The organism is Acinetobacter sp. ANC 4910, from assembly GCF_004331035.1.
Taxonomy (GTDB): Bacteria; Pseudomonadota; Gammaproteobacteria; order Pseudomonadales; family Moraxellaceae; genus Acinetobacter.
The window spans coordinates 1-12,718 of the sequence record NZ_SJNT01000003.1; the positions used below are offsets into that span (position 1 = coordinate 1).

A 12,718-nucleotide genomic window follows, 5' to 3' on the forward strand; every position below is an offset into this window, starting at 1 on the left:
CCTGCGGTATCTGTGCCTAATGAAAATGGTACCAAACCTCGTGCCACCACACTGGCAGAACCTGAACTTGAACCGCCACTGACATAGTCAGGGTTAAAACTATTTGGGACTGCACCAAATGGGGAGCGCGTACCAACCAAGCCTGTTGCAAATTGATCAAGATTGGTTTTGCCCACCACTATTGCACCTGCCTGTTTCAGCAATCGAATTGTTTCCGCATCTTCAGTGACAATATCTTTTAAAAGCATACAACCTGCTGTTGATGCAAAACCGACAACATCAATATTGTCTTTGACCGCAAATGGAATGCCATACAGGGGGAACTGTTCGAATAATGCTGTGCTTTCTGCACTATGTTTTTCTAATTCATCAATCTGTTGTTGCAGAATATTCGGCGTTGCTATTGAAATCCATGCTGTATCTTCTGTATCAAAAGCCTGAACCCAAGCGATTATATCCGTTAATTCAATTTGTTGTGTTTTGTAGGCATTTTGCCATTCTACGATGGTCCAGCCGAGAGATTGAAGTATGCTCACTTTTGCATCCTATCTTGTATACAAGTTAAGATTCATATAGCGAATTTTATGCCAATATTTATTTATTATTAAAAATCAATTAATTAATTAAATTAAAATGCTTATTTTGATTAAAATAGAGGACTAAAAATGCTGACATGCATTTTTTTAGTACAGTAAAATAGACAGATGCACTAAAAAAGTTGTTGTATTTTCAATTATGAAAAAAGAAATATAAAGTTCAAATAAAAGAGAATCAAAAGTCTTTTGGACGTGACTTTTCAAGACAATAAAATAAAAAATTCCCTTCCCCCATTTTCAGGGAGAAGGAAGGACCTAAACTGGTAAATGTTTTTATTACTTATTTAGATGCATAAGAAAGTTTCATCCCCACGATATAACCATTGTTGTCTTTAAAGTTACCAACGATACGACCATCCGATACTTCACCCTCTACATCACCAAACCACATGTAGCGACCGCCCAAACTAAATGCAACATTTTGATTGAAGTTATATTTAGCCGCTAAACCTACGCCCCAATACCCTTCAACAGGACCCAAGGTTGGTGCAGGTGCGCCTGCACCTGAATCCCATAAACCTGAAACAGACATTGCAAGTTTTGGCGATAACCGCTTACCAACACCCAGTTCAACAGCAGTTTGGTCGCCATGATAATTTAATAAAGGTAGACCTTTACCACCTGCTGCTCCAAGTTGAGCAGTCACCCCTTTTAACACTGGTGGATAGTAAGCAAAATCACCCCATGGTACCCAACGGACTTTGGCAAATAATGCGGTTGTCTGGTTCAAGCCAGTTTGTAGGTTTAAGTTCACAGACTCTGGCGTTGTAATGCTGCCTTTATTGCTATGTGAATAGTCAAATCCCACAAGGTCTGCCAAAGGCACATCTTCTTTAATCGTGGTTTTATGCTCGATTTCCGAACGATATGTTAATGATGCAAGAACCCCAAGCTCAGGCTTAGCATAGCTCATCCCTGCAACCCAACCGACTGCCATATCATCAAAACTATTGTTGTAACCACTAGAAGCTTGATACGTTAAACCACGTAAATGTACATCTACGTCCAGTTCTTGTAATGCTGGACCACCATAAAGCATAAAGTTTTTATTCAGGTTATAACCCAATAAAGTCGTGAGGTTTTTTGACTTTACCTCAACACGTGTATGGGCATCAGAAGCAGGTAAATTTGTTGCAATAAAATTATTCTCGCCTTCAAATTTTACTTTCGCACCATAAGGTTCATCATAAATGACAGCTAAACGTAAACTTGGGCTTAAGTCTGTTTTTACTGCATACCCCATTGTCTGAAAGTCTTCAGCAAAATCTGAAACATGATTACCACTCGCATCTGTACCTTGTACGTCAGGAGAAATGTGGGCATAACTCATTTCTGCATACGTCCCAGATTCAAACAGTGCGTCAATTTGCTGTGGTGAACGCTCTAAACCAGCAGCAAAAGTTTGACCCGCAAATACTGATAGTATTGCAACGCTCAGGTACTTTTTTTTATTGAATTTCATCTCTATTCCTTTAGTTAATTTAAACAAGTGAATGTGTTTCGATCCTATAAAGACATTCACTTATTAAAGATTAAATAGTTCACTACTTAATCTTGGTCGTTTGCCCAGATGAGCAATTAAGGTACGTTTAATCCAATATCTTTTACTGGATATTTTTTAAAGGTACTCATGTGATAACGCACCAGATTCAAGGCACGTGGATAGCCCCATTCAAAACCATGATGGCTTGGAATTTGTTCTTTCGGATCGATATACAAGTTGTAAGCCCATGGCGCTGGGTTAGCAGTAGACAGTACTGTGCTATCAATGTTTTTACGCGGTGACGTAGTTTCCATGACTCTGAAATGCACCTTAAATTCATTCCAACGCAATGCAGCAAACTGATTGCCTGAATAGAAAAACGATGTCTCACGGTTCGACTCACCATCATCTGCAAGCAAGAAACTGGTTTGGTCAATACCATCGTAATAACGGTCTTTTGGAATTTGATTGCTTTGTCCGCCTAGTGCAACGGATGTATTAAATAAGTCAAGAATGTCAAAAATACCGTCACTGACACGCCCTCCTTTAATCATTCCTGGCCAATATGCAATACCAGGTACACGAATTCCCCCTTCCCATGTGGTGCCTTTACCACCTTTCCAAGGTTGGAAACCTGAATCTGGCCACACATCTTCATTTGCACCATTATCCGACGTGAAGAACACCAAGGTATTTTCTAACTGCCCTGTATCTTTAAGGGTTTTCATCAGACGACCAACAATGTCATCGACTTCAACTACCCCATCTTTATAGGGATATTTTGCTGGGCTTTTTCCGGCATAACCCGGTGCTGGGTAGTTGTCATTATGTACTCGTGAAAATGAATGTACGAGATAGAACGGTTCGTTCTTTTTCCCTGCATGACGGATAAAACCATCTGAGTAGTCTGCAAATTTTTGGTCCATTTTGCTAATGTCATCAATGGTTTTAATCGACTGTTCTACTTTTAATGGTCCACCTTTTACACCACTGGTAATTTCAGGGGGTTGAATTGAACGCATCGCTTGCAAACGCTCAGGATCATTTACCAAGTTTGGATATAAACGTTCATCCGTCATTTCACTTATGTTAGACACTACTTGTAAAAAGCCAAAATATTCGTCATAGCCATTTTGGTGTGGATAAGCACCGTCAATTTCACCGAGATGCCATTTACCAATCATGCCCGTATGATAGCCTGCTTTTTGTAGTAATCCCGCAGCAGTCACCTCGCCATCCCATGGATTTCCTTTCAGCTTTTCACCCGTTAAGATTGGTCGAACCAAGCCTGTACGGGTTGGAAGACGACCTGTCATCATCGCAGCACGTGAAGGCGTACTCAGAGGCTGTGCGTAGAAAGAGGTAAAACGTAGTCCTTCTCGAGCCAATTTGTCTATGTTTGGTGTTGGTGCACCAACAGTTTCACCGCCGCCATTCGCGCCGATATCCCCCCAGCCCAAATCATCGACAATAAAAATCAAAATGTTAGGATTGCGTCCCGTTTTTTGTTTATACGCATCGAGTTTTTTCTGGGCAGCTGCATTTTGCGTTGGATGAATAATTGCAGGTTCCATATTGTCAGAAGTAATGACAGCCTTTAAAAATGGGTCATCTGCAACTGTTTTGCCTTTTTGGTAAGTTTGCTGGGGGGCAGCATGTGTTGTAGTGAGAACCGCAGATAATACCGTTGTCCCAATCGACAAACACAGCTTTGACTTCTTGATACCCATGATATCTTCCTTAACTTTTTTTAAGGTGTAATTATCCTTTCCGACTTACATCAGAATTTTTATACTCGTCTAAATGATTGATTTATTTCATGACTTACCATTTCGGTATTTTCATGAATACATCTTGGTCTTTTACTATTTAGCTATAAAACTTTTAAACTCAGCACACAGATCATTTAATTACTCTACGCACTGCTTGTTTTAACCATAAAATGGAATTGATATTACTCATTTGACTGTACCAGCCTCAATTGTGGTGAAGCTGGAATATTTTCCACAGAAATTCTATCTTTATAATTAACCATCATGGTTCTAAATCCTTTTTAACAACATGCTCTTACTGTCCTGCAAGAGTGGATATCTTTGTTATTTTCGAATTCAATACAGACTATTTTCATTCGATTTCACATCGATACTTCCAAATAAGTTAAATGCTTTTAAGGAGTCCATAGTCTTCCCTTCTTATGGTTACCTCAAAAACATTACTTACAGCTCCCTCTCATTACTGAGAATCTGTTTGCTCTCGCAGATTAACAGCCTTCTAGCATGGAAAAACCATTCAAAAGAATGGTTACTGAATGGTTTTGTTCGTGAGAAGTTTAAAAACAGACTTTATAGATCACAGCAGATACTTCTTTTTTATTCATAACGCGAATTATTCGAATTAAAATCATTTAAAGACTTTTTGCTCTACCGTTTTATAAGCAACCATAAATTTTCAATATCTAACTAAGCTCGCACCAATTCTTGATTTTTAGTCAATAATATTTTGCATATTCATCGATTTTTCATACCCAATAACTTACCTATACTCTGGCCCTATTAGGAACATATAGTCTGGGTAATTCAATGAAAAACATCCTCATTGTGAATGGTGCCAAACAATTCGCGCATTCAAATGGTGAACTTAACGATACATTAACCGATTTTGCCAATGCCCATTTAAGCCAATTGGGATGTCACGTTCGAATCACAAGAACAGACGCTGAATATGACATTCAGCAAGAAATTGAAAACTATGTTTGGGCAGATGTGATTATTTATCAAATGCCGGGTTGGTGGATGGGCGCACCATGGACCATGAAAAAATATATCGATGATGTATTTACCATAGGACATGGCACTTTATACGCCAATGATGGTCGTTCTCGGAGTGATGCCAGCAAAAAATATGGCTCGGGTGGGTTAATTCACGACAAAAAATATATGCTCTCTCTGACTTGGAATGCCCCAATTGATGCATTTGAAGACCAAAAACAGTTCTTTGAAGGTGTTGGTGTGGATGGAGTTTATTTACCCTTTCACAAAGCAAATCAATTTTTAGGTATGCAAGGTTTAGAAACTTTTATAGTGAATGATGTGATTAAAGCACCAGATATCCCGCAATATTTAGAAGCTTATCGCAGCCACTTAAATAACATTTTTAATGGTTAAAGGAATCGGTATGCTAACTGTTATTGCAGAAATTCAAATGCACCAAGGTGCAACACATTTTGAAACTGTCTTAAATGCATTTAAAGAAGTGACCCCTTTGGTGCTACAGGAAATAGGGTGTTTCAGTTATGAGCTTTATATTGATCAAGACACCCATGCCAGTTTCCAGTCCACACCGTCAAATTCGATTATTATGTTTGAAAAATGGCAATCTTTAGCGCATTTGGAGCAGCATTTAAACACGGCGCATATGCAGGATTTTCAAAAGAAAGTGAAAGATGCGGTGAAAGAAACAAAAATTCGGATTATGCACTTGGGTTTGAACAGCAATTAAATCCCTCGTAGCATGATGATTGTGTATGAAATTATCACAAGACTGTTAAAAAACTGATAAAGTAGCCTGCGCTTAGCAGGCTTTTTTATGCCCCCTCACCATAGTACTCATTTTTAAATGGGTAACTAGATGGGTAGGAATAAAAGCACAAAGCGATAAAATTATGCAACTCAAGAGGTTACATCTGAAATGCTTCTCATGATCGACAATTATGACTCCTTTACTTATAACATCGTGCAATATTTTGGCGAGTTGAACCAAGAAGTGAACGTAGTCCGTAATGATGCCGTGACTTTGGAAGACATTGAACGATGGCAACCGAAGTATTTGGTCATTGGTCCGGGACCTTGCTCCCCTACTGAAGCTGGCATTTCTATTCCAGCCATTCAACATTTTGCTGGAAAAATTCCATTGTTGGGTGTGTGCTTAGGTCATCAAAGTATCGGACAAGCTTTTGGCGGCAATATCGTTCGCGCCAAAACCGTCATGCATGGTCGTTTATCGGACATGTATCACAGTGACACGGGCATTTTTAGCAATCTACCTTCACCATTCTCTGCAACCCGCTATCACTCTTTGGTGATTGATCAAGCGAGCTTGCCAGATTGCCTAGAAGTCACTTGCTGGACCCAAGAAGCGGATGGCTCAATGGAAGAAATTATGGGCGTAAAACATAAGACACTGCCTGTCGAAGGTGTGCAGTTCCACCCAGAATCGATCCTCAGCCAACACGGTCACCAAATCTTCAAAAACTTTTTAGAGATTTATGCATAAATGAATATTCAACAAGCTTTAAATCATATTACCAAAAATATCCACCTGACTCAGCCACAAATGGAAGAAGTCATGCGAACCATCATGAGTGGTGAAGCCACAGATGCGCAGATTGGTGCATTAATGATGGGACTCCGCTTAAAGGGCGAAAGCATTGATGAAATCACAGCTGCTGCACGTGTGATGCGTGAGTTCGCCACAAAAATTGATGTGAGTGATGTACCGAATCTAATTGATATTGTCGGTACAGGTGGTGATGGACAAAACTTATTTAACGTTTCTACCGCTTCAGCCTTTGTCATCGCTGCGGCTGGTGCCACCATTGCCAAACATGGTAACCGCGGTGTATCAACCAAGTCTGGCTCATCTGACTTATTAGAACAAGCAGGCATTAATCTTGATTTGAACATGCAACAAACTGAGCGTTGCATTCGTGAAGTTGGCGTCGGTTTCCTGTTTGCACCCAACCATCATAAAGCCATGAAATATGCAGTCGGTCCACGTAAGGAACTCGGTATCCGTAGCATCTTCAACTTACTCGGCCCGCTTACGAATCCGGCTGGAGTAAAGCGTCTGGTGATTGGTGTGTTCTCGAATGAATTGTGTCGCCCAATTGCAGAAGTGATGAAGCAACTTGGCGCTGAACACGTGATGGTGGTGCATTCTAAAGATGGACTAGATGAAATTAGCCTCGCATCATCAACTTACGTTGCCGAACTGAAAGATGGTGAAGTCACTGAATGGATAATTAATCCTGAAGATGTTGGTATTGAATCACAAACGCTAACAGGTTTAATCATTGAGGATTCTGCTGAAAGTTTAGCCCTGATTAAAGATGCGCTTGGCCGAAAAAAATCTGACCGTGGTGCCAAAGCCGCAGACATGATTGCTTTAAATGCTGGTGCAGGCATTTATGTCTCAGGTTTAGCCAAAAGCTATAAACAAGGCGTAGCGTTAGCGCATGATATTATCTACGGTGGGCAGGCTTTAGAAAAAATGAGTGTGCTGTCTGAATTTACCAAAACACTCAAACAATACGAAGCTTAAGGAAGGATGCTCACATGGTTGATATCGCAAATACAATTTTAGGCAAAATTGTTGATCGTAAACATGAAGAACTGGCAGCACGCCTCAAGCAACGTAGCCTGCATGATGTGGAACAATGGGCGCAAGAAGCAACACCCGTGCGTGGTTTTGCTCAAGCCTTAAGCCACAAACGCCCAGGCGTGATTGCTGAAATCAAAAAAGCCTCTCCTTCAAAAGGGGTTATTCGTGAAAACTTTAATCCTGCGGAAATTGCAGCACAATATGAACAAGCGGGTGCGGCTTGCCTGTCTGTATTGACCGATGTCGATTTTTTCCAAGGTGCCGATGAGAATATTCAAATCGCGCGTACGCACTGTGCTTTGCCAGCACTGCGTAAAGATTTTCTAGTCGACCCATACAATGTCATTGAAGCACGTGCCTTACATGCTGACTGTATTTTACTGATTGTGGCTTGCTTGTCGGACCAACAATTAGAAGAAATGTCAAAAACAGCGTTTGAGCATCATTTGGATGTCTTGGTTGAAGTGCATGATGAGGAAGAACTTGAACGTGCATTACAACTTTCTGAGCGCTGCTTATTAGGGGTGAATAACCGTAATCTTAAAACCTTTGATGTGGACTTAAACACCTCAATTCGTTTGAAGAAACTCCTTAGCCCTTCTCGCCTACTCATTACAGAAAGTGGCATTGCAACTCCAGAAGATGTGAAGATGATACAAGATCATGATATTCACAGCTTCTTGGTCGGCGAAAGCTTTATGAAACAACCACGTCCAGACCATGCTTTTAGCGCATTATTTGGACAACCTGTAGAAATTTAAGCGGAATGCCATCAGAGTCAACGTTGTACTCTGATGGCAACTTACTCATATTCAACTCAAGCCTGTCCTTCCATAAGATAAATTAAAATAAAAATTCCCAAACTAGGCAATCCAGACTTAGCCGATTCCTCAGAAACTTAAACCATCAACATCAAACATTTCCTGAGCATAGGAATAAATGTTTAAATACGCGGATAAAGTAGCTAACCCATATTTTCTGTTCATATTCTATACAACAGCCTTTAGATGTAATTCAGTTCAATTTGCAGCAATTTCAGATTATAATTGCCGCTTAAACCTTATCTTGCAGTTATATCTGAACATTATGAGCAAACATGATTCATCGCTTTCTAAAGATCAGTACAACTTACTGAAAGCCTTTAAAAAGCAAATCAATCACCCCCATTCAACAGCGATTGAGCGACAGACTGAAACTCAAAAGCAAGCGGTGGTGGCTGAACCTGATGATGCCGAATTATTTCTAAAATCCATGCAAGGCGTACACAAAATGGATGTCGGCAATATCGCTCAGATTGCCAAAAGTCCGAAAAAGAAATTAGACGCTCAGGTTTTAGCAAAGCGAGCAGCGGCTATTGGTCCAACTGAATCTGAAATGACTGAACTTTCCGATACACAAGCCATGCTCAACCCAGTTGCCAGTCAAGCGAATTTGAGTTATCGCATTGCGACGTTGCAACATAAAGTTTTTGAAGATTTAAAAGCAGGTAAAATCCGTTGGTTTGAAGCGGTAGATTTACATGGCTGCACCGTAGAGCAAGCCCGTGCTGCCGTACTTCAAATTATTCAAATGGCAAAAGATGAAAATCAGAATGTCATTAAAATTGTACACGGCAAAGGTCCTGAAGCTATTTTAAAAACCTATGTGAATGGCTGGCTACGTCAGCATCGTGATGTACTGGCATTTGTAAGTGCACCTGAAAATCAGGGTGGTACGGGGGCTGTTTTAGTTTTACTAAAACGTTCAGAAAAAAATCCGAAACACAAACAGTAATCGGATTTTGATATTAAACACGGTATTTTTTCGGTTTTCTGGTACAATGCCGTCCTTGTTCAATATAAGAGTAAGTGAAAACGTCTTATGTCTATGCAGCAATCCTACGCAAACATTTTAACTGCCGTTGGTGAAGACCTGAATCGTCCAGGTTTACTTGATACACCTGTGCGTGCTGCTAAAGCGTTTTCGTATTTAACGTCTGGTTATAGTAAGACGCTAGAAGAAGTGACCAATAAAGCGGTGTTCCCATCGGACAACCGTGAAATGGTCTTGGTGAAAAATATTGAATTTTATTCGCTTTGCGAACACCATCTCCTCCCGTTCTATGGTCGTGTGCATATCGCTTATTTACCTGAAGGTCATGTGCTTGGCTTATCTAAATTTGCTCGCATTACTGAAATGTTCGCACGTCGTTTACAAATTCAAGAAAACTTGACTCAACAAATTGCCGAAGCTGTTGCTGAAGTAACGCAAGCGCGTGGTGTTGCCGTGGTCATTGATTCTGCACATATGTGCATGATGATGCGTGGTGTGGGCAAACAAGAATCGACGACACGTACAGTTTCATTTCTCGGTGAATTTAAAACAGATAAAGAATCACGTCGTGAATTCCTCAGTGCTGTACCCGAAAGTTACTGATTCATCTCAAATGAATTAGAAAATAAACCCCGAAATATTCGGGGTTTATTTTTATATTATAGTGAACGCTGATTCACACGCTTCGACAACTGTTCTGCGGTTTCAACACGTTCAGAGTAACGATCCGTTAAATAGGTTGCCTGTCCACGGGTTAACAAAGTAAATTTATACAATTCTTCCATCACATCCACAATACGGGTGTAGAAAGACGAATCTTTCATTGAGCCATCTTCTTCAAACTCCAAGAATGCTTTTGGAATTGAAGACTGATTTGGAATGGTGATCATACGCATCCAGCGTCCTAATATACGCATTTGGTTGAGTGCATTAAATGATTGCGAACCACCACACACTTGCATCAAAGCCAGTGTTTTGCCTTGTGTCGCTCGAATAGCTCCTGCTGCCAGCGGAATCCAGTCAATCTGTGCTTTAAAAATCGAACTCATGGAACCATGACGTTCTGGTGAACACCAAACCATACCTTCCGACCAAGCCAACAGCTCGTGCAACTCTTTGACTTTTGCATGATCCAGATCAGCATCTTCGGGTAAAGGTAAGCCTTTAGGGTGAAAAATTTTCACTTCAGCGCCGAAGTATCCCAGAATTCGACCCGCTTCCTGTACTGCCAAACGACTATAAGAACGTTCACGGTTTGAACCATACAACAGCAAAATGCGTGGCGGATGATCAATAGTTTTCGCTTGTACCTGCTCCAGAGTTGGCTTTGGTAATAACGCTAAATCAATATTTGCAAAACTCATCCCAACACCTCAGTTTTAAAATATTTTTTGCGTAACCACAAAGACACGCTGACTAGTGCAATTAACACAGGAACTTCCACCAATGGACCAATGACCGTGGTAAAGGCGACTGGAGAAGCCAAACCAAAGGTTGCAATCGCAACAGCCAATGCCAGTTCAAAGTTATTGCCCGCAGCCGTAAATGAAATGGCGGTGGTACGCGCGTAGTTATTGCCCATCCATTTGCTCATAAAGAAGCTGATAAAGAACATCACCACAAAATAAATAGTCAATGGAATCGCGATACGCAATACATCCATCGGCAGGCTGACCACTTCACCACCTTTGAGGCTAAACATCGCTACAATGGTGAAGAGCAATGCCATTAAACTGAGTGGTCCAATTTTTGGCAGGAAATGGGCTTGATACCATGCCAAACCTTTTTGTTTGACTAAAATCAGACGGGTGAAAAAACCCAATAAAAATGGAATGCCCAAATAGATCAGTACCGCTTGGGTAATCATCCAAAAACTGACTTGAATGACTTGCGCCTCAACCCCGAAATATGGTGGCAAGAAACTCAGGAATAGCCATGCATAACTGCTGAAGAATAAAATCTGGAAAATACTATTAAATGCCACTAATGCTGCAACATATTGATTATCACCACATGCCAGATCATTCCAAACCAAAACCATGGCAATACAACGTGCCAGCCCAATTAAGATGAGTCCGGTCATGTATTCGGGATAAGACTGTAGAAATACAATCGCCAAGACAAACATCAGACATGGTGCAATTAACCAGTTTTGTACCAGTGACAGCGTCAAAGTTCGCTTATCTTTAAAAACTTCTGGTAAGGCGGCATAGTCGACCTTCGCCAACGGTGGATACATCATCACAATAAGACCAATGGCAATTGGAATATTGACACTGCCGACATGCATTTGATTTAAAGCAACCGAAGCTTGAGGGATAAATACCCCGATCGCCACTCCAAGCGCCATGGCAATAAAAATCCACAAGGTTAAATTGCGGTCTAAAAAAGAAAGTCTAGAAGTCGACATGTATTTTCTCAAGCAGGGAGATTTCATTCACCGAATGGATGAGATTCGATACGTTTTCTGATCAACTTAAAACAAACAAGCATCTAATCTTCTAAATACAAGATAGATTCGATTCTGACTTTATTTATTCAGGACCCCATCTGGGTATTAAATTCATTCAAACATCAGTTATCGGACAATAGACCAACTGAATAAAGTGAATCAATCACAATGGATATTGGTCGAAGTATTCAAATAAAGAGTTTCTCTGTCTGTTTGCGCTGACTGAGCAATGATCTTTAACACCGCATTCGCCCATTCAGGTAAGTCTGGATTTACGCGGTAATATACCCACTGCCCTTTGCGCTGATCTAATAAAACCGACAAATTTCTTAACAATGCCAAATGTCGTGAAATCTTAGGCTGACTCAATTGCAATAATTCCGTCAGTTCACACACACATACATTTTCTCTCACGAGTACCCATTTAATAATCTCCAAGCGAGTGGGGTCAGAGAGACATTTAAAGAAATCAGTTTGATCCATTTTACAGCCCAAAAATTAATAATTGCAAATATACGTATATCCATATATAAATGCAATAAAGTTTATTTAACAAAAGATGATGTCTAAAAAATGATTAAGATTTATCATAATCCTGCTTGTGGTACGTCCAGAAATACCCTGGGTCTGATACAAAATACAGGTCAAGAACCAGAAATTATTGAATATCTTAAAACTCCGCCTACTAAAGAGGAACTGATTGATTTAATCAAGCGCTCAGGATTATCTGTACGGGACGTTTTACGCAAGAATGTTCCATCTTATGAAGAATTACAACTAGAAAAGTCAACGCATAGTGATGAGCAACTTATTGATTTTATGCTGCAATATCCAATTTTAATCAATAGACCTTTTGTGGTAACAGAACTAGGCGTGAGATTATGTCGCCCCTCTGAAGTCGTTCTTGAAATTCTTGCAGAACCACAACGTGGTAGTTTTAGCAAAGAAGATGGCGAGCTATTAATCGATGCAAATGGGAAATTGATTAGAAAGTAA

At 40.3% G+C, this 12,718-nt stretch carries 14 protein-coding genes; 8 read left to right on the forward strand and 6 right to left on the reverse strand.

Annotation, left to right across the window (positions count from 1 at the left end):
• From E0H82_RS03220 to E0H82_RS03230, 3 genes are all read right to left on the reverse strand, one after another.
• The coding region (locus tag E0H82_RS03220) for an amidase family protein (RefSeq protein ID WP_265937186.1) at positions 1-536 on the reverse strand (536 nt) is incomplete at its 3' end.
• Positions 537-876: 340 nt separating this feature from the next.
• A complete protein-coding gene (locus E0H82_RS03225; RefSeq protein WP_131262980.1) occupies positions 877-2,058 on the reverse strand; it encodes an OmpP1/FadL family transporter in 1,182 nt (393 codons plus the stop codon).
• Positions 2,059-2,174: 116 nt separating this feature from the next.
• Positions 2,175-3,809, reverse strand: a complete 1,635-nt coding sequence (locus E0H82_RS03230) for an arylsulfatase (RefSeq protein ID WP_213073953.1) — start codon at positions 3,807-3,809, stop codon at positions 2,175-2,177.
• 849 nt (positions 3,810-4,658) lie between these two features.
• On the opposite strand from E0H82_RS03230, the gene E0H82_RS03235 reads away from it, so the two are divergent.
• The 7 genes from E0H82_RS03235 (at position 4,659) to folE (ending at position 9,873) form a co-directional block, all read left to right on the forward strand.
• Positions 4,659-5,243, forward strand: coding sequence for an NAD(P)H-dependent oxidoreductase (locus tag E0H82_RS03235; protein WP_131262982.1), 585 nt, complete (start codon positions 4,659-4,661; stop codon positions 5,241-5,243).
• Between the two features lie 10 nt (positions 5,244-5,253).
• Entirely contained in the window at positions 5,254-5,577 is a 324-nt protein-coding gene (locus E0H82_RS03240) for a putative quinol monooxygenase (protein WP_131262984.1), read from the forward strand.
• 189 nt (positions 5,578-5,766) lie between these two features.
• Positions 5,767-6,351 (forward strand): anthranilate synthase component II, encoded by a 585-nt coding sequence (locus tag E0H82_RS03245; RefSeq protein WP_131262986.1) that lies wholly within the window; start codon positions 5,767-5,769, stop codon positions 6,349-6,351.
• Positions 6,352-7,398: an anthranilate phosphoribosyltransferase gene (gene trpD, locus E0H82_RS03250; protein WP_131262988.1), complete on the forward strand. Its 1,047-nt coding sequence runs from the start codon at positions 6,352-6,354 to the stop codon at positions 7,396-7,398.
• A 14-nt stretch (positions 7,399-7,412) separates the two neighbouring features.
• Positions 7,413-8,219 carry an indole-3-glycerol phosphate synthase TrpC gene (gene trpC / locus E0H82_RS03255; protein WP_131262990.1) on the forward strand — a complete coding sequence of 269 codons (807 nt, stop codon included), beginning with the start codon at positions 7,413-7,415 and terminating at the stop codon, positions 8,217-8,219.
• A 325-nt stretch (positions 8,220-8,544) separates the two neighbouring features.
• Positions 8,545-9,231: a Smr/MutS family protein gene (locus tag E0H82_RS03260; RefSeq protein WP_131262992.1), complete on the forward strand. Its 687-nt coding sequence runs from the start codon at positions 8,545-8,547 to the stop codon at positions 9,229-9,231.
• Positions 9,232-9,324: 93 nt separating this feature from the next.
• A complete protein-coding gene (gene folE, locus E0H82_RS03265) occupies positions 9,325-9,873 on the forward strand; it encodes a GTP cyclohydrolase I FolE (RefSeq protein ID WP_171458256.1) in 549 nt (182 codons plus the stop codon).
• 56 nt (positions 9,874-9,929) lie between these two features.
• Here folE and arsH read toward each other — a convergent pair whose 3' ends face one another.
• The 3 genes from arsH to E0H82_RS03280 all read right to left on the reverse strand — a co-directional run bounded on the left by arsH (position 9,930) and on the right by E0H82_RS03280 (position 12,205).
• Positions 9,930-10,634 carry an arsenical resistance protein ArsH gene (gene arsH / locus E0H82_RS03270; RefSeq protein WP_131262996.1) on the reverse strand — a complete coding sequence of 235 codons (705 nt, stop codon included), beginning with the start codon at positions 10,632-10,634 and terminating at the stop codon, positions 9,930-9,932.
• Positions 10,631-11,680, reverse strand: coding sequence for an ACR3 family arsenite efflux transporter (gene arsB, locus E0H82_RS03275; RefSeq protein WP_131262998.1), 1,050 nt, complete (start codon positions 11,678-11,680; stop codon positions 10,631-10,633). Before arsB ends, arsH begins: the two co-directional genes overlap by 4 nt.
• A 201-nt stretch (positions 11,681-11,881) precedes the next feature.
• The gene (locus E0H82_RS03280) at positions 11,882-12,205 is read right to left on the reverse strand and encodes an ArsR/SmtB family transcription factor (protein ID WP_131263000.1); all 324 of its coding nucleotides are present in this window, start codon (positions 12,203-12,205) and stop codon (positions 11,882-11,884) included.
• 90 nt (positions 12,206-12,295) lie between these two features.
• Between E0H82_RS03280 and arsC the strand changes: the two genes are divergently transcribed.
• Complete coding sequence (gene arsC, locus E0H82_RS03285) at positions 12,296-12,718, forward strand: arsenate reductase (glutaredoxin) (protein WP_131263002.1); 423 nt, start codon at positions 12,296-12,298, stop codon at positions 12,716-12,718.